The organism is Pseudofrankia coriaricola (assembly GCF_032027725.1).
In the GTDB taxonomy this organism is placed as follows: domain Bacteria; phylum Actinomycetota; class Actinomycetes; order Frankiales; family Frankiaceae; genus Pseudofrankia.
On the sequence record NZ_JASNFO010000033.1, the window covers coordinates 18,206 to 39,778 of the forward strand.

A 21,573-nucleotide genomic window follows, 5' to 3' on the forward strand; every position below is an offset into this window, starting at 1 on the left:
GAAGCCGTGGTGCCGGGGAAGGTCGTCGGGCGGACCGGTCAGCAGCGGAAGACGAGTGGACACAGCCCGGGGGGCGGGCGGGCGGTCACATCACGGCGCCCTCCGGTACGGTCCAGACGGCGTGGGTCATGCTGCCCGACAACGGAGTCACGACCGGAGTCCGGCAAAGGGTCGCGGGCGTCCGGCCTTTGTGGGCTAGCGTGAGTGTTGACGTTGGTAGCCACCTGGCGGCTGCCGTCCGAGTCGGCACCGGCGCCGCGTCAACGTCACGCCATCGGCGCGGAGCGGGGAGGTTTGCGGTGTCGGGCAGCCGGCGGGCACGCACGCTCGCGGCGGCCGTCCAGTCCTCGCTGGCCGGGGCGCTCGCCGTCGCCGACCGGCTGGACCGACGGGCCGACCGGCTCACCGGCGCGTCCGCGGATGCCGACGCACCCGAGGGCGCCGGTGGTCGGGCGGCGCTCGGGACGGCGTTCACGGAGGCGACCGAGCTGGTGTACGCGCAGGCCCGGGGCCTGGCGAGCGCGGGCTGGGGGGCGTCGGCGTGGTCCGTGTTCACCGCCCCCGGCTCCGCGGGCGCCGCCGGCTCCCCGGGCCTGGCGGCCGGTGCCGCGGGGCGGTTCCGGCCGGGGCTGTGGCGGGTCGGGCGGGTGCTGGCGCCGGTGGGGAGCAAAGCTGTGCCGCTGGCGGTACCGCTGCTCGACGCCGGTAACCTGCGGGTCACCGCCCCCAGAGCCCGGCGCGCCGAGGCGGTCGAGCTGGTGCGCGGGCTGCTCACCCGGGTGCTGGCGGAGGTGCCGCCGGGCCGGGTGGAGCTCACCGTCTATGACCCGTTCGAGCTGGGCGCCGGGATCGCCGGGTTCGCGCCGCTGCGGGCCGCCGGCGTCGTCGGTCCGACGCTGACCACCCGCGCCGCGCTGGAGACGGCGCTCGCGGAGCTGTCCGGCCATGTCGGGCGGGTGACCGTCGACCGGCTCGGCGGCTCGTTCGCGACGCTGCGTGAGCGGGAGGACGCCGGGCTGCCGCGGTCCGAGCCGTGGCGGGTGCTGGTGCTGCTGGCCTGGCCGTCGCTGCCCGACGAGGCGTCCCGGTCCCTGCTGGGCCTGGCCGCGCAGGGGCCCGCGTGTGGCGTGCACATCGTCGCGGTGACCGAGCCCGACGACCCCGACGCCGCCCCGACGGGCCGCCCAGCCGTCGGGCCGCTGCCGAACGAGGCGTCGCTGCTCACGGCCGGCCCCGCGCGGTGGCGCTGCTCGCTCGCGCCCGGCCTGGACTGCGCGCTGGACGCCCCGCCGCCGGCCGAGCTGGTCGCCGCCGTCGCGGGGTCGGTGGCCGCGACGGCCGCCGACGCGGCCGCCCGGGCGCCGGGGCTCGGCGCGCTGCTGCCCGACGGGCTGTGGGAGTACGACAGCGCCGCGGGGATCTCGGTGCCGGTCGGCTTCGGCGCCGACGGCCCCTGCCTGCTCGGCTTCGACGACGACACCGTGCACGGCCTGGTCGGCGGGCAGGCCGGCGCGGGCAAGTCCACCCTGCTGCTCGCGATCATCTACGGGCTGGCCGCCCGCTACGGCCCGGACCAGCTGCGCATGCACCTGCTGGACTTCAAGGAGGGCCTGGAGTTCGCCCAGTTCGGGCCGCGCGAGCGCGACCCGTTCTTCCTCCCGCACGCCGACACGGTCGGGATGGACAGCGACCGGGAGTTCGGCGTCGCGGTGCTGCGCCATGTCCGCGGCGAGATGTCCCGGCGGGCGGTGGCGATGCGCGCCGCCGGCGCCCGCGACCTGCGCGGACTGCGCGCGAACGACCGCACCAGCGCCTGGCCGCGGATCCTCATCGTCGTCGACGAGTTCCAGGTGATGCTCACCCCGCTCGACCCGGTCGCCCGGGAGGCGGTCGCCCACCTGGAGACGCTCGCCCGCCAGGGCCGCGCCTACGGCATCCACCTGCTGCTGGCCAGCCAGACGCTGTCGGGCATCGACGCGCTCGACGCGACCGCCGGCAAGCGCGGGTCGATCTTCGGCCAGTTCGCGCTGCGGGTGGCGCTGCGCACGTCGATCAGCGAGTCGCGGGTGCTGCTCTCGACGAACAACGAGGCCGCGGGCGCGCTGTCGGGCGTCGGCCAGGCGGTCGTGAACCGGCGCAACGGCCACCCGGCCGGCAACGAGCTGATCCGGGTCGCCCGGCCCGACACCGACACGCTCGCCGTGCTGCGCCCCAGCCTGGCGAAGGCGCTCGCCGCCACCGTCGACGACCCGCGCCCGCCGCGGGTCTTCGTCGGCCACGCCCCCGCCGTGCTGGACACGAACCCCGCGTTCGCCGCGCTGCGTGTCCCCGCGCCGGCGCTGGGCCCGGCGGCGCCGGCCGACCCGGTGGCGCTCGTCGGCGCCCCGCTGGACCTCACGCCGCCGGCCGTCGGGGTGCGGCTGTCGGCCCAGCCGGGCCGGAACCTCGCTGTCCTCGGCCCGCTGCGCCGGGAGGCGGTCGGCGTGCTGCAGGCGGCGGTGCGCAGCGTCGCCGCCCAGGCGGGTCCCGGCGGGCTGCGCGTCGACCTGGTCGCGGCGAGCCTGGAGACCCTCGGCGCGGTCGACGACCTGGCCGCGGCGCTGCGGGCCGCCGGGACGGCGGTGACCGTCACCGGGATGACGGGGCTTGCTGGCGTCGTCACCGAGACCGCGGCCGAGGTGGCCCGGCGCGAGGACGTGGGGCACACCGGCGAGGGCCGCGCCGGCTTCCCGCTGCGGCTGCTGGTGCTGTTCGCCGCGGACGCCGGCCGGGCGGCGCTGGAGGCGCCCAGCGGCTCCGGGCGGCGCACCGGGCTCGACGACCTGCGGCTGGTGACCCGGCGCGGCCCGGCCGTGCGGGTCCACGTGCTCGGCTGGTGGCGCGGGCCGTCGCGGCTGCTCGACGACCTGGGGCCCGGCCACCGCGACGACGTCGCCGCCTGGGTGTCGGTCGGGGTGTCCGGCGGCGACCTGTTCGCCCTGGCCGGGCACCGCACGGTCGCCGCGGGCACGGCGTCCAACCGGGGGGTGCTGTTCGACCGGCATGTCAGGGCGGAACCGCACACCGTCGTCCCGTTTGCCCCCCTGGATGCGGGGGATGGCGACGACGCCGCCCGCGCGTTCGGCGCGGCGAAGGACCCGGCGGGCGCGTTCGGCGCGGCGGGCGAGCTAGGAGGGAGCGGGGCCAGTGGCTGACCATGACCGGATCGTCCCGTGGTTCCCCGACGTCGACCTCGACGTCCCGGCGGCCCCCGCGGCCCGTGCGCCCCGCGCGCCGGCCCGGCCGCTGGGAGCCCGCCGCCGGCCCGCCTCGACCGGCCACGAGCCGGCTCGGGCCGTGCCCGGTGGTGCCCAGGAGCCGCCCGGCGCCAGCCTGGGCGAGGCCGGCGGCCATGGCCCGGCCGGTCTGGCGGCCGGCGCCGACCTCGACGGCTACGCCCACGCTGGCGACCACGACCCGGCGGGCGGCCGCGCGTACGCGCTGGGCGGCGGCCCTGGCGACGTCGACGACGACTACGCAGGCCTCGACTACAGCCTCGCGGGCCACGGCCTCGTCGACGTCGCCGGGGCCGGCCACCCCGGCCCTGGCCCTGGCGGCGGGGCCGAGGGCCTCGGCGCGGGGGCTGGGCACGCCGGAGCGGGCGGCCAGCCGGCCAGCGGGTCGGGGGCGCTGCTGCCCGCGCTCCCGCGACCGGTGCCGGCCGCCGCCGGCCCGGCGCCGTCCCACCCGGGCCAGCCCACTGGCCCCGCGGGCGCGCCCGGCTGGCCCGGTGACCCCGCCGGGCAGGAGCTGCTCGACCCGCGGGTCGCGGCCCGCCGGTTCGCGAACCTGCTCGCCGACGAGGACCGGGCCCGCGGGGAGTGGGAGGCGCGGCTGCGGGCGGGCCATGAGGAGGCGCTCGCGCTTGCCGAGAGCTACCGGGATGCCGCGGCCGAGATCCGCGGCCAGGTCCGCAGGGTGTGGGGGCAGGTCTCCGAGTCCCTCGCGCCGTTCGGCGTCGACAACCTGGACCAGGTGCGCGGCAGCGCGCCGGCCACCGAGGCGCTCCCCGGCATCGGTCTCGGTGACGAGGGGACCGGCCGGCGGTCGCTGCCGCCGCGCCGCGACGGCAGCGGCCGCCGCGCCGACGCGACCCCGGCTCGGGCGGGCCGGCATGCCGCGGCCAGCGGGCTCCGGCCGACCGGCGCACCAGCCGCCGTGAGCGGCCCGGCCGAGGACGGGCCGCTGGACGTCGCCGCGGAGGCCGACCAGGCCCGCCGGCTGTGGATGCGGGCGCTGGCCACCGCCGCGGAGCTGCGGGGCGTGCAACGCGCCTCCTCCAGCCTGTCGATCGGCCTGGTGACCGCCGGGACGTGCGTCCTGGCGGGCCTGCTCAGCGCCGCGGCGCGGCTGTTCCTCGACACGGACGGGCTGCCGTGCCTGGCCGCGGGGCTCATCGCCGGCGCCGCGCTGGTGAGTGTGGCGACCGACGGCGGGGCGAAGGCGGCGGTGCGCTCGGCGCTGCTGTCCGCCGGGACCGCCGGCGCGGTGGTGCTGGCGACGGCCCGGGTCGCGCCGACGGCGCCCGCGGCGATCATCCTGTCGCTCGCGTCGCTGGCCGCCGCGGTCCGGTTCGGCCTGGGTTTCGGAGCGTCGAAGCCAGAGCAGCCGGCCGCCGGCGGGGGCGCGGGGCGGCGCCGCTAGCCTCCGTGGGGGTCGTCCGGCGGCGCGGCGGGGGAGCGCCGGCGGCCGGCACGCCCGACGGCTGGGTGGGGGGTAGGCAGGCGGGGGCCGGAAGGAACGGGGCATGGGGTGTCAGGCTCGATCGCTGAGGTCAAGGCGCAGCTGGACGAGGCGTTCCGGCGGACCGAGGAGGTCGCCGGCCAGCTCGAGGGCGCGCTGACCCTGCTGGAGGAGGCGCAGGCGATGGTGATCGCCGCGACGGACGGCAGCGAGCACCACGCGGTCGAGCTGCTCACCAGCGCCCTCGTCGACACCCGGGACACGCTGGCGAACTCGCTCGCCTCGCTCGGCTCCGCGGTCCAGGAAGTGCGCGACTACCGCGACAGCCTCTAGGCGCGCGGCCGGTCCGGCTGGGCTTGGCCCGGCACGACACGACACGCCCGACCGCGTGGTGCACCCGAATGTCGCCTGTGCCACAGGGGATCGTGGTGTGGGCGTCCGGCAGTGGTAGTAACCGCGTGAAGGGTTGGGTAACAACCGACCAGCGGGGTCGCAACCCGGTGCGCCCGACCCCGGCGGCTGGCTACAGTCCGAATTGACACCCGTGCGGTCGAGTGTTCGTCGCACGAACATGCCCGGGCCGTCCGCCGGTCCCGGGTGGTGTGGACCTGACACACCGAGGCTCCGAGCCGAGGAGCTCGCGCTGCACCGGACGAGGCCTGACGCCTGGGACGCGTGAGCGGGAGACGAGGTCGCTCACCGGAAGGAGGCAGTGCGGGCATCTGACAAGACACGGCCTTTCCCGGCCGGGGCTCCCGGGGAGGCGTCCGGGGCGCGACCACCTAGATCGCGCCTATTTCGGCATATCCGGGACCTTTCCAGGCTCAGGGCAGGCGGGACCGCCGCCCGAGGGCCGCCGGAGCATGGTCAGGAACCACCGTGCTCCCTCATGCCGAACAAGCGAAACTGAACAGAGACCACCAGGAGGGCCTCCCCACGTGGCGCACATCGATGTGCTTGACCTGCCGCTGGTGCTGTTGTCGAACCGAGGTCCGGTCAGCTTCGACCGGGACGCCTCGGGCCGTACCGTCAACCGGGGCGCGGGCGGACTGGTCTCCGCGCTGGCGGGCCTCGCCGAGCATCTCGAGGACGCTGTCTGGGTCTGCGGTGCGGCGACCGAGGAGGACGCCGCCGTAGCCCGCGAGGCCACCGGCCAGGCGCTGCTCGTGCAGACCCATCCCATCCCGCACCTGGTCGACCCCCGCTTCGGGGACGCCGTGCCCGACGGGCCGGCGATCAAGGTCCGGATGGTCGTCACCGACCCCGCCGCCTACGCGGACTTCTACTCGATCTGGTCGAACCCGATCCTGTGGTTCGTCCAGCACGGCCTCTACGGCCGCTCCCTTTCGCCGGTGCTGACGCAGGCGGAGCACGACGCCTTCGAGAACGGCTACGTCGTCGTCAACCGGGCCTATGCCGACGCGGTGGCCGACGAGGTGCGCGCCCGCGGCGGCAAGGCGCTCGTCCTGCTACAGGACTATCACTTCTACCTGGTCGCGGAGCACGTCCGTCAGCAGTGCCCCGACGTCGTGCTCACCCATTTCGTCCACATCCCGTGGCCGGGGCCGGACGAGTGGCGGGTGCTGCCCGCCGACATCCGGGAGCGGCTGCTGACCGGGCTGCTCGGAAGCGACGTCGTCGGCTTCCACACCCGGCGCTACGCACGCAACTTCGTGCTGTGCGCTGGCGAGCTGCTCGGCCTGCCGACCGATCTCGACGCCCTGACGATCACCGTTGGTGATCGGACGGTGCGGGCTCGCTACTACCCGATCTCGGTGGACCCGGCGGCGCTGGACACGACGCTGGCCAGCGAGCAGGTCAACGCCCATGTGGCGATGCTGCGCTACATCTTCCTCGACGAGGACCGGCAGCTGATGCTGCGGGTCGACCGGACCGACCCGAGCAAGAACGTGGTGCGCGGGTTCCTCGCGTTCGGCACGCTTCTCGAGCAGCACCCCGAGCTGGTCGGGAAGGTCAGCTTCCTGGCACTGCTGCAGCCGAGCCGCACCGACGTGCCCGAGTACGCCGACTACATCGCGTTGATCGGCGGCGTCGTCGCCGAGATCAACGCGAAGTACACGAAGGAAGGCCGCCAGCCGATCGACCTGCGGATGGTGGAGGACTTCCCCCTCGCGGTCGCGGCCTATTCGATCTGCGACGTGCTGGTCGTCAACGCGATCGCGGACGGGATGAACCTGGTCGCCAAGGAGGTCGCGGTCGTCAACCGGCGCGGCGGGGTGCTGGCGCTGTCGGAGACGGCGGGCGCGCACGAGGAACTCGGCGAGTTCGCCGTCACCCTGCACCCGTTCGACATCCAGCAGATGGCCGACGCCTTCTACACGGCGCTGACCATGCCGCTGGAAGAGCGTCACCGCCGGCTGGCCGCGGCGGCCGAACAGGTCCGTACCCACGACGTGGCTCGGTGGCTGGGAGACCAGCTCACCGATCTGCGCCGCATCGCCGGCTTCGCCTGATCCCGCCGCCCGGCCTCGCGTGCCCCGGCCCCGTCCAGGCCTGGGCACGCACCCGGGGCCTGGCCACGTACCCGGCGTCTCCCATGCCGTGCTGCCTGGTGCCGGGCGGGACGCGGATCCGGTGGATTGTCCGTGTTCGGGCGGTGGCAGGTGCTACGGGCGGCGGACGGGGAACGATGACGCGGAGCGCGCGTCCGCGCGCCGCCCGGCGGTGGCCGGGCGAGGAGCGCTCCGGGTGACTGGGGGTCGATGGCGATGGTGGGAACGATGCGGGGCACCGAGGAGCGGGCGCGTCCGGCGGCGGGCCGCGAGGGCCAGCCGGCGGCCCGGCCAGCGGGCCGTCAGCCGGGAAACCGCCAGCCGGGGGGCCGGTCCGGGCATCACCGGGCCAACGTCGGCTCCTGGGTCGCCGTCCTTCTGATCATCGTCGGGTTTGGGACCGGCGCGTTCGCGCTGGCGACCCACCTGGTGGCGCTGTGGATCCTGACCGGGGTGGCGCTGGTCGCCGGCGGGGCCATCGCGCTGGCCTCCCGGATCATGGACCAGGCCTACTACTGACGGGGCCTGGAGGCGACGGAGCGCGGCGGCGGCGCTAGAGGGCCGAAGGAGGTGCGAAAATGTTCTTCCTTCGCACCTCCGGCGGCCCCCGTCCCCGGGAGAACTAGAGGGCGTGGCGCAGGCCGCGCGGGGTGACGAAGGAGCCGAAGCGGGTACTGGCCGGGCCGAGTTCGGCCCAGCGTCGCGTTCCCAGGTCCAGTACGGCGAGCGCCGCGGTCGGGAAGGTGGGGATCTTCACCCGGTCCGGCGGCGGGAGCAGGCCCACGGCCAGCGCGTGGATGCCCGGATTGTGCCCGAGGAGCAGGATGTTCGGTACGCCGTCGTCGACCTCGCGCAGCCGGGCGAGCAGCTCGTCCGGCCCGGCGAGGTAGAGCCGGTCCTCGGTGAGGACGGGAACCTCGGGCGGGAGTGCGGAGGCGATCCGCTGCAGGGTCTGGCGCGTGCGCAGCGCCGACGAGCAAAGGATCAGGTCGGGGGCGAGCCGCTCGACGCCGATGTGCTCGGCGACGAGCTTGCAGGCCTCGCGGCCGTCGCGGGACAGCGGCCGCTCGGCGTCGGGCGTCTCCGCGTCGGCCCAGTCGGACTTGGCGTGGCGCAGCAGCATCAGCCGCCGGCTGGCGCTTACCACCGGGCCGCCCCGGACCTGCCGGATCGCCGAAGCCGATCCGACAGGAACCCCGCGCCGGCGCGGCCGGCCGGGCGCGGAACCTGGCGAGGGGAGCGGCTGGGGACGCCCGGGGCGTCACCGGACACAGGTCCTCCTCGCATGTGGTGACGGACTGTAGCCGCGGCCGCCGTCGCCACGGGGGCCGCCGACCCGGCGGGCGAGTGTGTACGGCCCAGACAAGGCTATTCCGAACGCGCAGGACACGGAAGCGGGGTACCCACGCCGATGGGTGTGGGTACCCCGCCTGGTGATGATGCGAGGTGGAGAAACGCCGGTTGGCCCGCGATGTCGCGGCGTGGCCGGACCCGCCTCCCGGGGCATCGCCTCCGGGGGTCTGGGGGCGCCGGCTGGTTACAGCCGGCGGGCCAGCTAGCGGTGGTGCTGGTTGTGCCCTGGTGCGGGTGGAGCTGGTGGTCCTGACCGGTCAGCCGGCCACGGTCACGACGGGCAGCAACCGGTCGGCGATCATGAGGGCCTCCTCGGCGTCGATCCGGCCACGGGGGATCAGGTTCGCGCGCTGGTCCGAGGTCAGGCCGCCCCACACGCCGTGCTCCTCCTGGCGGAAGATGGCGGTGGCCAGGCATGGCCGTCGTACGGCGCAGGTCGAACAGATCTTGCGGGCGCGGGTCTCGGCGGCGGCGCGGGCCTTGGTGTTACGGCCGTCGGGCGGGAAGAACGCGTCCGGGTCGCCGTCGCGGCAGGCGGCGTCCTGACGCCAGTAGGCGGGCCAGCCCGGGCCGTACGGCTGGGGCGGCAGGTCACGACCGGGAAGGACGGGGACGCCGGCGCTCATCGGGCTCCTTCCGTGCGGACGCACTCCGTGCGGGGCAGGTCAACCGGGTTACTGGTGAGTAGCACGGTGGGCTGACTGGGCATACCGTCTCCTGCGAGTGCAATGCGGACAGGCGTGCGGAGGGCCGTCGAAGCGGCCCGAAAAGGGCGCGCCAGAGGACGGTCCGACCAGGTTGAGCCGAGTAGCCCCCGGGTGATCCGTGCAGCTGCGGGGTGTTTCGCCCGGTCGGTGACCGGTGCCCCGCTGCGTGGAAACGAACCCGTCTCGTCTCGTTAACGGAGGAACGTAGACGTCTCTCGACCGGATAGCAAGGGTTCCGGAACGCGGACGTCCGAATACCCGAGAGGCGTCTCGATACCCCCTCTTCACGCCGTCCCGGCCCCGGTCGCCCCCCGCCGGATGGGCGCCTCGCCACCCGGCGGGCGGGCCGCCGCCGACGTCGCCGGGCCGTCCGGCCGGGGCGGCTGGGACTCCCGGAACCCCTGCTATGCAGGCACTTCCGTCGTGCGGTCGCCTGAGGCTGCCGCCAGGCCGCGGCCGACGGCCCCCCGGGCGCGAGGCGGCTCGAGGGCGCGTCCGGCGTCCGGCCGGCGCCGCGTTTCGTGCTCGGAGCACGAGGCTCGAGACCCGGCGGAGGCCGTGCGCCGCGGCGAAGTGTGCGTAGTCCCACAGCAGTTCTCGGCCCCTTGAAATCGGGGCCCGTTCCGGATAATGGCATCCGGTGCCGTATGCCCGTCCGGGCCGTCGCGCCGGCCGGTTTCGGCACTGTGTCCGAGGCCGGCCGCCGCCGGGGCGCGGCGCGGCGGGGTGGGGGACAGGCGCGTTCCAGGCGGGCGCCCAGGCGCCGCCGGACGGGTGGTGCGATGCGCCGCGAGCGGCGCCGGGCGGGTGCGACGGCCGGTGGTCAGGCGCGTTCGGCCGCCGCCGCGGTGGGTAGGCCGGCGGCGGCCCAGGCGTGGTAACCGCCGATGACGTCGGTGGCCCGGTGCAGGCCCAGCTCCTGCAGCGCGGCCGCCGCCAGGCTTGACGTGTAGCCCTCCGAACAGATCACGATCACGCGCAGGTCGTCCCCGGTGGCGACGGGCAGGCGGGCGTCGCTCGTCGGGTCGAGGCGCCATTCGAGCACGTTGCGCTCGATGACGAGGGCGGTCGGGATCTCGCCCTCGGCGGCGCGCTGCGCGGCGGGACGGATGTCGACGAGCAGCGCGCCGCCGGCCACGGCCGAGGCGGCGTCGAGCGGGTCGAGCCTGCGCAGGCGGGCGCGGGCACGGGCCAGCATCGCGTCGACCCGGCTGCCCGCGGCGTCGCCGGCCGCCGCGGCGGTCACGGCGCCACCGCCGCGGCGGTGGCGGCCGTCACGGCCGGCGGGACAGGGGCGGCGGCCGGAATCCGGGCGGCGCCGGATGGCTCGTAGCGCAAGGGGAGCTCCGGTGGGGAGTAGGCGTGCACGGTGGTGGCCGCGGCGCCGCCGCGGTTGATGATCCGGTGGACGTGGTCGGCGGCGAACCCGACGACCTGGCCTCGGGTGTGCCGGCGGGTCTCGATCCCCTGCCACGATCCTCGGCTCAGGTCGTGGATGTCCTCCTCGACGGCGCCGTCGGCCACCGCGAGCGCGCCCAGCGCGCCGCCGTGGTCGTGCACGGCGGTGTGCTGGCCGGGTGTCCAGCCGATCAGCCACACCTCGACGACGCCGGTCAGCAGCAGCCGGGTGTACCAGCGCCGCCGCGGGTCGTGACGCACGATCGGCCGCCACAGCCAGCTCGCGGCGGCGAACCGCCCGGCGAGGTCGCTCAGCGTCGCCAGATCGAGCGGCTCGTCGTCGTCGCGCAGCACCGCGTCGGCGAGCCCCGCCGGCAGCAGGTCCGCCGGCGGCGTGCCGGCCGGCGGGCTCCCCAGCCGCGGGCGGGCCGTGGCAGGTGTGGGTCCGGCTGGCGGGGGATCCTCGGCCTCACGGGTCACGGACGCGGCCGTCAGGCCGAGGATCGCGGGATGGACGAGTGGCACGTGAGGCTCCAGGGGGTACTGCGCGCGGCGTGCGCGAGGGTCAGGAGAGTCATGCGAGTCGGGCGAGGGGCGGGAACGGCTGGCGGCGGGTCACCGGGGCGGGAACCCGGCTCGGCGGGCCGCCGGCGCTGGCGCGTCCGGACGTGGCCAGCGCCCCCGACTACGAACCTTTCCCGATCGATAAGATGTGAAATAGAGATCGGTCTGCCGCCGCGACCTCGGTGAGGAGTCTGTCCAGGCCTGGGCGGGCGGAGCCTCGGCGGCCGAGCCGTCAGGGCTCCGCCGGGGCCGGCGACTCGGAAGCCGGGGCGCGGCCTGGCGCCGACCGGGCGTGATGGCCGCGCGGTGCGAGAGAGCACTCCGGCTGCGCCGTCGGCGGACGACCGTGCCGCTGGCGCGCGAGCGCGCGGGGCTCGTCCCGTTCGGGGGGCGCCGCCTCCGGCTGCCCGGAAGCCGGCCGAAGGTCAGCGGACGGGGGCGGCCGCCCTGGTACACATGCCGCTGGCCAGCCGACCCAGGTCGGTGACGCGGTCGCTGTGTAGCAGGAGGACAGCTGCCATGCGCCGATGGTATAGCCACACGGCCACCGCCGTCGCCCCACCGGCTTCGCGACACCCAAGATGGTCAACGGCGCTGACGGCCCCCCGCTTAGGTGCCCGTGCCGGCGGGCCGGGGGATCGCCGTTGTGTCGTCTGGTCGTCACGTGTCTGCCACGCTTTGCCCCTTTCGGGTAGGTCAGAAGTGGCGTCGCGGCCCTCGGGAGCGCATTGGTAGCGTTCTGTCGTGGTGGGCGGGACTTTCGACCCGTCCTGGCGTCGTATTGTGCAGCTCGAGGCGGCTGATCGTCGCCAGGGTGAAACAGGTTCGCCAGCATGGGCGCGGGCCGACGAGGCGCGTGGGAGGTGCTGGAAGGGTGACCAGCGAGGCCGGCCATGCGCGTGTTCCACCGTCGGTGCCGTTCGCCGCGCCGCGGCCGTCGCTGCCCACCCAGGCCGGGGCGGACGCCGTGCCGTGCGGGCCCGGGCCGGCCGCCGGCCCCTCCGCCACCGCGAGCGTGGGCAACCCGGCCGTGCAGCCGGCTCCGGCCGTCCAGGCCGAGCCGGGTGCCCCGATCGAGGACCAGATCGAGCGGATGCTGACCCGGCTGGGGGACCGGGTCGACGACGCGCTGGCCGGGCAGGGCCGCATGCGGGGCCTGGTCGACGTGGTCGTCGGCGCCGCCCAGGAGCCGAGCCTGCCGGCGACGCTGCGCCGCACCGCCGAGGCCGCCTGCCGGCTCGCCGACGCCGAGTACGGCGCGGTCGGCGTGCTCGGGGCCGACGGGCGGATCACCGACCTCATCCAGGTGGGCGTCGAGGCGGAGGACGCGGCCCGTGTCGGCGGGCTGCCGACCGGGCAGGGGCTGCTCGGCAAGGTGCTGCGGGAGACCTGGACGCTGAGGGCCGACGACGTCGCCCGCCACCCCGAGGCGGTGGGGTTCCCTGCGGGCCACCCGATGTTCGACACGTTCCTGGGCGCCCAGATCGCCGTGCGCGGGGTCGCGTTCGGCGGTCTGTTCCTCGGTGGCAAGCGCGGTGGCTCGTTCACCCGCGCGGACGAGGAGCTGGTGACGGCGCTGGCGGCGGCCGCCGGGATCGCGGTCGAGAACGCCCGGCTGCGCGACGAGGCGTGCCGTCAGCAGGCCTGGCACACGGCCAGCGGGGAGATCTCCGCGGCGCTGGTGTCGGTCAACGAGCCGTGGGCCGCGCTCGACCTGGTCGCCCGCCGCGCCCGGCAGGTGACGTCGGCGTGCCTGGCGGCGATCGTGCTGCCGGACACGAGGACCGGGTTCGTGGTGACGAACGCCGACGGGCCTGGGACGCAGTCACTGCGCGGCCGGTCGCTGCCGGTGGACCGCAGCCAGCTGGTCGAGGTGATGCGCGTGGGGCACGCGCAGGTGGTCGGCGCCGGCGACCTGCCCGACCTGCTCGGGGACGCGGCCGACGGGCTCGCGCTGGCGTGCGTGATGGTGGTGCCGATGGCCGCCGCGGGCCGGCCGGTCGGCGGGCTGCTGCTCGGCGTCCAGGCGGCGGCGGGCGCCGCGCCGGGAGTGTCGGCGTCGGTGGGGACGGCGGCGGCGCAGGGCCGGCCGGGCGGCGTCGCGCCGTTCAGCGCGCTGGACCTGGACATGGCGACCGCCTTCGCCGGGCAGGCGGCGCTCACCCTGGAGCTGACCCGGCTGCAGCGCGACCGGGAGCGCCTGGCCGTCTTCGAGGACCGCGACCGCATCGCCCGCGACCTGCATGACGTCGTCATCCAGCGGTTGTTCGCCACCGGTCTGTCGCTGCAGGGACTCGCGCGGTCGGTGCCGCCGCCAGTGGCGGCACGGGTCGCCGGGGCGGTCGCCGAGCTGGACCAGACGATCTCGGAGCTTCGGCACACGATCTTCTCGCTGGCCTCGCCGACGCCGGACGGCGCCCACCTGCGGGCCGAGATCGACCGGATCGTCGGGCAGGCCGAGCACTCGCTTGGGCTGCGCCCGGTGGTGCGGGTCGAGGGGCCGGTTGAGCGGGTGCCCGTCGTGATCCATCCGCACCTGCTCGCGGCGCTGCGCGAGGCACTGTCGAACATCGCCCGGCACTCGCGGGCGACCCGGGTGCGGGTGCTGGTCCGGGCCGGCGACGACAGCGTGCTGGTCGAGGTCCAGGACGACGGCGTCGGCCCCGGTGGCGCGACCGTCACCAGCGGACTGGCGAACCTGCGCCGCCGCGCCGTGGACCTGGGCGGCCACCTGGACTTCGGTCCCGGCGTCGGTGGCGTCGGCACCCGCGTGCGCTGGCAGGTCCCCCTCCTGGGCCGCGAGTCCCCGCCCGACTGGGCCACCGCCCCCACCCCACCCGGCCTGCCCCGCCCTTAGCGCGGCCCCGGGCGCCAGGCGCAATCCAGGACGTCGAGGCCCCGAGCCAGACATTCACGGCTCGAACAGCCAGGGGTATCGGCCGCGTCCGTCCTGACAACGCCCTCAGCGTGCCCCAGCCACTGCTGGCGACAGCGCCTCGGCGCACCACCAACGCACCCACGTCGGGAACCCCGAAACCAGGCCGGGAGGGCGCTCAGCGCCCGACAGGCGACGCGCTGGGCCGCCGCCCCCACCCCACCCAGCCACCGCTGGTGACAGCGCATCGGCGCACTCCCAACGCACCCACGTCGGAACCCCGAACCACACCAGCCCCGGCCCCATACCCTCCAGCCCCGAAACCAGGCCGGGAGGGCGCTCAGCGCCCGACACGGGGCGAGCGCGTCCAGCGCCTCGCCCCGACCTTCGAGCCAGCCGTCGCCTCAGGTGCCGAGTTTGGTGGCGAAGACGGCGGCCTGGGTCCGGCTTTCGAGGCCGAGCTTGGAGAGCATGCTCGAGACGTAGTTCTTGACCGTCTTCTCCGCCAGGTACATGCGGTTCGCGATCTGGCGGTTGGTCAGGCCCTCGGCGATGAGCGCCAGGATGCGCCGTTCCTGGTCGGTGAGGCCCGCGAGGCGCTCGTCCTCGGCCGGGCCCTGCCGCAGCCGGTAGAGGACGCGGGGGGTCACCTCGGGGTCGAGCAGCGACTGGCCGGCGGCGACGCGGCGGACGGCGTCGACGAGCGCCGCGCCGCGGATCTGCTTGAGCACGTAGCCCGCGGCGCCGGCCATGATCGCGGTGAACAGGGCGTCCTCGTCGTCGAACGACGTCAGGATCAGGCAGGCGATGGTGGAGTCGTTCGAGCGGACCTGGCGGCAGACCTCGATGCCGCTGCCGTCCTGCAGCCGGGCGTCGAGGACGGCGACGTCCGGCCGCAGCGCCATGATCTGCTCGAGGGCCTCGTCGGCGCGGCCGGCCTCGCCGACGATCTCGATGTCCGGCTCCTCGGACAGCAGGTCCCGCAGGCCGCGCCGGACGACCTCGTGGTCGTCGAGCAGGAAGATGCGGATCGTGCGGCCAGGGGGCGGCGCCGGCTCGCCGGTGGCCACCGTCGGCGCCCCGGCTAGACCCGTGGGAAAGCCCGCCGCTTTGCTCTGGGCACTCGCCGATGCGGGAATGTCCGCTGATACCTCTGACACCGTTGACCCCGCCAGACCCGCTGTCGTTGAAGACCCTCTGTGCGTCACGTGATGCAACGAGAGTATAACGCGGGAGTTCACTGACCTGGACCGACCGGGCCGGCCGCTGCGATCCTCACTGGCACACAAGGGCCCCTTGGGACGGGAAATTCGTCCCGCGTGATTAATCGACGGCGCTGTGCGACATCCGCGTCGATTCGCCGGCTCTTGGCCTCGTCTCGCATACCGGCCGTGGGAACCGCCGCTCCCGCACCGCGATGCCGGAGTTGGTGCGTGTCCTATGCGTATCTTCTGGACGGCCGCCCAGCGGCCGGGCGTGCCATGCCGACGCGCCGTAACGGTCGTTACGGCGGCTACGGGCGGTCCGCCGTGGCAGCCTCCGTGGCGGGCGGGCCGGCCTCCGCCCCGGCCTCTGCCGGTCCGGCCAGCGCGGCGGGCGCGTCGGCGGCCTGCTCCGCCGCGGCGGTCGGCTCGGCTGACTGGACGGCGAGCAGGGCGCGGCGGGCGCTCAGGGCCGCGAGGCCGACCAGCACGCCAGCGCCGGCGACGACGGTGAACCCGGCCCTCGGGCCGTACCGGTCGATCAGGGCGCCCGCCAGCGGCGTCCCGGCCGAGATGCCGGTCACCAGCGCGACCTGCAGCCACGCGAAGCCCTCGGTCCGCGCCTCCGGGGGCATGAGCCGTTCCATCAGCGCATTGGCGCTGATCAGCGTCGGCGAGGCTCCGGCGCCTGCAATCACCATGAACGGCAGCAGCACGGCCGTGTTCGGCGCGGCCAGCGGCAGCCAGGCGGCCGCCGCCATCAGGGCGGCGGCGGTCAGGAACCGGCGGGTGGGCCCACCCGTGCTCGCCCGCGCCCCGTACAGCAGCGAGCTCACGCCCGAGCCGAACGCGAACAGTCCGAGCACGAGGCCGGACAGGGCGCCCAGCCCGCCCTCGCGGCCGTATGCGACGGCGGCGAGGTCGACCCCGCCGAAGCACACGCCGACGGAGAAGATCACGACGAGCAGCGCCCGCACGGCGGGGTCGCGGAACACCCGCGGCCGGGCCGCGCCGAGCGCCTTGGGCCGCGGCCCGGGGTCGCTGCCGCGCTGCGCGGCCAGCGCCAGCGTCCCCGCGGCGAGCAGCACGCCGGCGACGACCAGCCCGGAGGCGGGCGTCACCTCGGTCACCAGCCAGGTGACGAGCACCGGCCCGCAGATGAAGATCGCCTCGTCGAGCGCGGCCTCCAGCGCGAACGCGGTGCTCAGCAGGGGCGAGCCTCCCAGCCGGTAGCTCCAGCGGGCCCGCACACAGGCGCCCACCGGCGGGAACAGCCCGCCGGTCAGCGCCCCCGCGATGTACCAGAGCGGGCGCGGCGCGCCGGTGCCGACGCTGACGAGCAGGCCGACCAGGCCCACCAGATGGCCGGCGAGGCACCACAGCAGCACCCGAGCCTGGCCGAACCGGTCGAGCGCGCGCCCGAGCTGGGCGGCGAGAGCCGCCTCGCTGATCGTGCCGGCGGCGACGACCGTGCCGCCGACACCGTAGGAGCCCGTCGTGTGCTGGATGTAGAGCACGATCCCGATGGCGACCATCGAGATGGGCAGGCGGCCGACGAACGCGGCGGGCACGAAGCGGTTGGCGCCCGGGGTCGCGAACGCCTGCCGGTAGACACTGGCCAACAGTGGACTCCTGAGCCGCCGACCCAGCCACGCTGCCGACGACCGCCCGCGGCTGACCTCGCGGTACACGCCTGGCTGGACGGGCGTGTACGGACGGTCGGTCGGTGTCCGTTTCCTGGCCGTGGCCGGTCCAACCCTGCCCGACCGTCCGACCGGAATCCACCGGATTACCGGCGAGCCCCCTCACACCACGCCGCGCCGGACAGGCCTCTCGCGTGGGGCACCGGCCCCGTCTCGCCCCGAGAGAGAACGCGACCAGGCCATCAACGGCCGCGCGCGACCGACCAGTCCCGCCCTACCAGCCGGTGTCGCGGACCCAGCGGGCGCGCGGCGCGTGGCGGCGCGGGTGCGGCCCGCCGGCGCGCAGCCGGCGGACGAACGGGAGCACGGCCAGCGCGCCGAACACGAAGCCGACGACGTGCGCGCCATAGGCGACCGCGCCGCCGGAGGACACGCCGATCCCGGTGAAGTACAGGTACTGGAGCACGAACCAGAACCCGAGCACGATCCAGGCCGGCAGCCAGAACGGGATGAAGAACAGGATCGGTATCAGGCCGATCACCCGGGCCTGCGGGAACACCACCAGGTAGGCGCCGAGCACGCCGGCGATCGCGCCGGAAGCGCCGATTAGCGTGTTCTGCGAGTCGGGTTGCGCGAGGGAGAAGCCATAGGCGGCGACAAACCCGCAGGCCAGGTAGAAGAGCAGGTAGGTAAGCCTGCCCATCCGATCCTCGATGTTGTTGCCGAACACCCCGAGGAACAGCATGTTCCCGAGCAGATGCAGCCAGCTTCCATGCAGGAACATCGACGTCAGCACGGACAGCACGGGGTACTTGTGGAACGGCGGCGGGCTCACGACCTGGCAGCCGGTGGTGCTGTCGGGCCGCAGCTGCAGGCGGCCGGTGTCGGCGGCTGGCAGCTGGTCGCCGCTGAGCAGCTCCTTCGGGATGGCCCCCCACTGCTCGAAGAACCGGCGCTGCTCGCAGACGCTGGCGGCCTGCCCGTCCCGGTGCATCCCCATCACCGCCGTGGCGACCGGGGTCAGCAGCACGAAGACGAGAATGTTGACCGCGATGAGCAGCCAGGTCACGACCGGCCGACGGCTGAGTGGGTTGATGTCGTGGATGGGGATGACCACGCCCGACATCCTGCCGGGCCCCTTTCGCCCCGGCGCCACGGGGGCGGTGCGAGGCGCCGGCGCAACGCCCCCGCCACAACGCCGTGACACCGCCCCCGGGTGCCCGGGGGCGGTGCCCGGGCCGGGATCGTGCCGGCGCGCCGGCTTCGGCGGTGGCGGCTGTCACGCCGTGGGCGGGGAACGCGGGACCGGAGGCTGGCATTGTCCGTGAGGTGCGAGCCGTCAGCGATGTGCCGTCCCCGCCCGCGGTGAGCACCGCGCCTGGGGTGAGCACTGCGCCTGGGTCGTCCTCGGGCCCGCCTGCCGGCGCGCGCGGGCGGCGGGTGGTGCTGGGCCGGGCGGCGGGGCTCGCGGCGGCGGCCTACGCGTTCGTGGTGACGATGGCGGGCACGACGCTGCCGACGCCGCTGTACCCCGCCTACCGGGCCGAGTTCGGGTTCTCGCAGCTGATGGTGACGGTCGTCTTCGCCACCTACGCCGTCGGGGTGATCGCGGCGCTGCTGCTGTTCGGCCGGCTGTCCGACCGGGTCGGGCGGCGGTCGGCGCTGCTGCCGGGGCTGGCGGCCTCGGCGGCGAGCGCCGTGGTGTTCCTGCTCGCGGGCGGGCTGCCGGCGCTGCTCGCCGGCCGGCTGCTGTCCGGCCTGTCCGCGGGGATCCTCACCGGCACCGCGACCGCCGCCATCGTCGACCTCGCCGCGCCGGGGAAGGCCAGCCGCGCCGCTCTCGTCGCCACGGTCGCGAACATGGGCGGCCTTGGCTGCGGGCCGGTGCTGGCGGGCCTGGTCGCCCGGTTCGGCGAGCACCCGCTGCGGCTGACGTTCGTCGTCGACCTCGCGCTGCTCGTCCCCGCGGTGCTGCTGATGCCGGAGACCGTGGCGCCGGCCGCGCGCGCGGCGGCGCGGGCCAGCGGGCGGCTGGTCGCCCGGCCGCGGGTCCCGGCGCAGGTGCGGGCGGCGTTCGTACGGGCCGCGTTGGCGGGGTTCGCCGGATTCGCCGTGCTCGGCATGTTCACCGCCGTCTGCCCGGCGTTCCTCGGCGAGGAGCTGGGCGTGCACAACCCGCTGGTCACCGGGCTGGTGGTCGCCGCGGTGTTCGGGTCGTCGGCGGCCGGCCAGCTCGTCGCCCGCCGGACCGGGCCCGGTGCCGGCCTGCCGCTCGGCTGCGTCGTGCTGATCGTCGGGGTGGGGGTGGTCGCGCTGGCGCTGGTGTTCGCCTCGCTCGCGATGCTGACCCTCGGCGGGGTGATCGCGGGCGTGGGGCAGGGACTGAGCTTCTCCTCCGGCCTCGGCGCGCTGCTGACCGCCGCGCCGGCGCAGGCCAGGGCGCGGACCTCGTCGGCGTTCTTCGTCGTCGCCTACGTCGCGCTCTCGGTGCCCGTTGTCGGTATCGGCGTGCTCGCCACGCTGACGACGCTGCGGACCGCGGGACTGGTGTTCGTCGCCGTCGTCGGCCTGCTGGCCCTGGCTGTCCTGGCCCTGTTGGGACGGGCGCCGCGGCGCCCCGCCACGTCGTGAGCCGGCCGCGGCGCCCCAGACCTCCCAGATCGCTTCGCGACCCGGCAGGGACCCCGGCCGGGCGCCGGGGCAGCGGGAGAGTCAGGCAGAGTGGGGGCGTGGAGCTGCTGAGCGAGCCGCTGGCGGGCGGCCAGGACGAGGTGGCCGCCTCGGTGGTCCTGACGGGCGCGGCGCGGCGGCTGGTCGAGCGGGACCGGGCCGTCGTGTGGCACCCCTACGCGGCGGTCGGGCCGGGCGCGCGCGGGCCGCTGTACCCGGTCGCCTCCGCCTCGGGTGTTCGTCTCACGCTCACCGACGGCCGCGAGCTCGTCGACGGGATGTCGTCGTGGTGGGCGGCGATCCACGGCTACCGCCACCCGGTGCTCGACGCCGCCGCGCACGCCCAGATCGACACGATGGCGCACGTCATGTTCGGCGGGCTCACCCACGAGCCGGCGGTGGCACTCGCCGAGACCCTGGTGGCGATCACCCCGGAGCCGCTGCGCCGGGTGTTCCTGTGCGACTCGGGGTCGGTCTCCGTCGAGGTCGCGATCAAGATGGCGCTGCAGTACCAGACGGGGCGCGGCCGGCCGGAGCGGAGCAGGCTGCTGACGATCCGGCGCGGCTACCACGGCGACACCTCCGGCGCGATGGCGGTCTGCGATCCGGACACCGGCATGCACCACCTGTTCACCGGCCTGCTGTCGCGCCACCTGTTCGCCCCGGCGCCGGCGCGCGGGTTCGCTGAGCCGTTCGAGGACGCCGACGCCGAGCCGTTCGCGGCCCTGCTCGCCGCCCACGCCCACGAGGTGGCCGCCGTGATCCTCGAGCCGGTGCTGCAGGGCACGGGCGCGATGCGCGGCTACGCCCCCGGCTGGCTCGCCCGGGTCCGCGAGCTGTGTGACGAGCACGGCGTGCTGCTCGTCGCCGACGAGATCGCCTCCGGGTTCGGCCGGACGGGGGAGCTGTTCGGCTGCGACCATGCCGGGATCAGCCCGGACATCATGTGCGTCGGCAAGGCGCTGACCGGCGGCTACCTGACGATGGCGGCGACGCTGTGCACCGAGGAGGTCGCCGAAGGGGTGTGCTCGCCACCGGCGGGCGCGTTCATGCACGGCCCGACGTTCATGGCCAACCCGCTGGCGGCGGCGGTCGCGAACGCCAACCTCGGCCTGCTGCTGTCCTCCCCGTGGCGCGAGACGGTGCGCCGCATCGAGGCCGAGCTCGCCGCCGGCCTCGCCCCCGCCGCCGGCCTGCCGGGCGTCGCGGATGTCCGCACCCTGGGCGCCGTCGGCGTCATCGAGACCCGTGAGCCGGTCGACATGGCCGTCATCCAGCCCCTGCTGGTCGACCTGGGTGTCTGGGTCCGCCCCTTCGGGCGTCTCGTCTACGCCATGCCGCCCTTCATCACCTCCACCGCTGACGTCGCCACCCTGACGTCCGCGATGGTGGAGGCCGTCGCCCGTACCACGGGATGATCCTGCCCGCTGCCCGCTGCCCGCTGCCCGCTGCCCGCTGCCCGCTGGCCTCGGCGGGCCCGTGGGCGGGCCGCCACAAGATAGTCAACGACGTTGACGGCGGCCGACTGTGGAATTTCGGTCCCTGATCCGCCGGGCCGGGGGCCTGCGCCGTTCTGCCCGGAGGTGCCATGGCGGGGCGTGCCGCGGCCGGTCGGAGGGGCTTGGTGTGGACGCGATGTGACCTCTGCTCCGGAGGCCACAGTGCTCCCGCGGGCGGGGTTGGCGACCTGGGGGCGCGCCGCGCGGCGGGGGGAGCCGGTGTTCGTGCAGGTCAGCGCCGCGTCAGGGTGGTCGCTATGTTGCTGTGTGTATCTAGATCAGCAACGGTGGTCACCTAAGGCGACAGATGACCGACATTGGTGAAGTGGTTGCCGATGCCCACCCGAACTTCGTACTCTTTGTTCTCAGCGGAGCACAGGGAGTAGCTATACCCCAGGGGGGCCTCAGACCGGCAATTCCCGCCTGG

15 protein-coding genes are annotated in these 21,573 nt (G+C 75.3%); 8 read left to right on the top strand and 7 right to left on the bottom strand.

Features of this window, described 5'->3' with window-relative positions:
* The first annotated feature begins 299 nt into the window (after positions 1-299).
* The 5 genes from QOZ89_RS18445 to QOZ89_RS18465 all read left to right on the top strand — a co-directional run bounded on the left by QOZ89_RS18445 (position 300) and on the right by QOZ89_RS18465 (position 7,754).
* Complete coding sequence (locus tag QOZ89_RS18445; protein ID WP_083419630.1) at positions 300-3,194, top strand: FtsK/SpoIIIE domain-containing protein; 2,895 nt, start codon at positions 300-302, stop codon at positions 3,192-3,194.
* Positions 3,187-4,683, top strand: a complete 1,497-nt coding sequence (locus QOZ89_RS18450; RefSeq protein ID WP_071052544.1) for a hypothetical protein — start codon at positions 3,187-3,189, stop codon at positions 4,681-4,683. Before QOZ89_RS18445 ends, QOZ89_RS18450 begins: the two co-directional genes overlap by 8 nt.
* A gap of 108 nt (positions 4,684-4,791) precedes the next feature.
* Positions 4,792-5,055: a hypothetical protein gene (locus tag QOZ89_RS18455; protein WP_071052545.1), complete on the top strand. Its 264-nt coding sequence runs from the start codon at positions 4,792-4,794 to the stop codon at positions 5,053-5,055.
* Positions 5,056-5,660: 605 nt separating this feature from the next.
* Positions 5,661-7,196 (top strand): alpha,alpha-trehalose-phosphate synthase (UDP-forming), encoded by a 1,536-nt coding sequence (locus QOZ89_RS18460; protein WP_071052546.1) that lies wholly within the window; start codon positions 5,661-5,663, stop codon positions 7,194-7,196.
* A gap of 267 nt (positions 7,197-7,463) precedes the next feature.
* Positions 7,464-7,754 carry a hypothetical protein gene (locus QOZ89_RS18465; RefSeq protein ID WP_131804156.1) on the top strand — a complete coding sequence of 97 codons (291 nt, stop codon included), beginning with the start codon at positions 7,464-7,466 and terminating at the stop codon, positions 7,752-7,754.
* A gap of 103 nt (positions 7,755-7,857) precedes the next feature.
* On the opposite strand, the gene QOZ89_RS18470 is transcribed toward QOZ89_RS18465, so the two are convergent.
* The 4 genes from QOZ89_RS18470 to QOZ89_RS18485 all read right to left on the bottom strand — a co-directional run bounded on the left by QOZ89_RS18470 (position 7,858) and on the right by QOZ89_RS18485 (position 11,218).
* Positions 7,858-8,358 carry a SixA phosphatase family protein gene (locus QOZ89_RS18470; RefSeq protein ID WP_071052558.1) on the bottom strand — a complete coding sequence of 167 codons (501 nt, stop codon included), beginning with the start codon at positions 8,356-8,358 and terminating at the stop codon, positions 7,858-7,860.
* Positions 8,359-8,845: 487 nt separating this feature from the next.
* Positions 8,846-9,214, bottom strand: a complete 369-nt coding sequence (locus QOZ89_RS18475) for a WhiB family transcriptional regulator (RefSeq protein ID WP_071052548.1) — start codon at positions 9,212-9,214, stop codon at positions 8,846-8,848.
* Between the two features lie 904 nt (positions 9,215-10,118).
* The gene (locus QOZ89_RS18480) at positions 10,119-10,493 is read right to left on the bottom strand and encodes a rhodanese-like domain-containing protein (RefSeq protein WP_071052559.1); all 375 of its coding nucleotides are present in this window, start codon (positions 10,491-10,493) and stop codon (positions 10,119-10,121) included.
* 44 nt (positions 10,494-10,537) lie between these two features.
* On the bottom strand, positions 10,538-11,218 hold the full coding sequence (locus QOZ89_RS18485; protein ID WP_083419631.1) for a cysteine dioxygenase: 681 nt from the start codon (positions 11,216-11,218) through the stop codon (positions 10,538-10,540).
* 913 nt (positions 11,219-12,131) lie between these two features.
* On the opposite strand from QOZ89_RS18485, the gene QOZ89_RS18490 reads away from it, so the two are divergent.
* Positions 12,132-14,114, top strand: a complete 1,983-nt coding sequence (locus tag QOZ89_RS18490) for a GAF domain-containing protein (RefSeq protein ID WP_312624330.1) — start codon at positions 12,132-12,134, stop codon at positions 14,112-14,114.
* Positions 14,115-14,536: 422 nt separating this feature from the next.
* On the opposite strand, the gene QOZ89_RS18495 is transcribed toward QOZ89_RS18490, so the two are convergent.
* From QOZ89_RS18495 to QOZ89_RS18505, 3 genes are all read right to left on the bottom strand, one after another.
* Complete coding sequence (locus QOZ89_RS18495) at positions 14,537-15,202, bottom strand: response regulator (protein ID WP_051466299.1); 666 nt, start codon at positions 15,200-15,202, stop codon at positions 14,537-14,539.
* Between the two features lie 443 nt (positions 15,203-15,645).
* Complete coding sequence (locus QOZ89_RS18500; protein WP_312624331.1) at positions 15,646-16,956, bottom strand: MFS transporter; 1,311 nt, start codon at positions 16,954-16,956, stop codon at positions 15,646-15,648.
* 295 nt (positions 16,957-17,251) lie between these two features.
* Positions 17,252-18,094, bottom strand: a complete 843-nt coding sequence (locus QOZ89_RS18505; RefSeq protein ID WP_071052550.1) for a rhomboid family intramembrane serine protease — start codon at positions 18,092-18,094, stop codon at positions 17,252-17,254.
* Positions 18,095-18,360: 266 nt separating this feature from the next.
* On the opposite strand from QOZ89_RS18505, the gene QOZ89_RS18510 reads away from it, so the two are divergent.
* Both QOZ89_RS18510 and bioA read left to right on the top strand, forming a co-directional pair.
* Positions 18,361-19,608, top strand: coding sequence for an MFS transporter (locus QOZ89_RS18510; RefSeq protein WP_312624332.1), 1,248 nt, complete (start codon positions 18,361-18,363; stop codon positions 19,606-19,608).
* A gap of 158 nt (positions 19,609-19,766) precedes the next feature.
* On the top strand, positions 19,767-21,065 hold the full coding sequence (bioA, locus tag QOZ89_RS18515; RefSeq protein ID WP_397428804.1) for an adenosylmethionine--8-amino-7-oxononanoate transaminase: 1,299 nt from the start codon (positions 19,767-19,769) through the stop codon (positions 21,063-21,065).
* Positions 21,066-21,573: the final 508 nt, after the last annotated feature.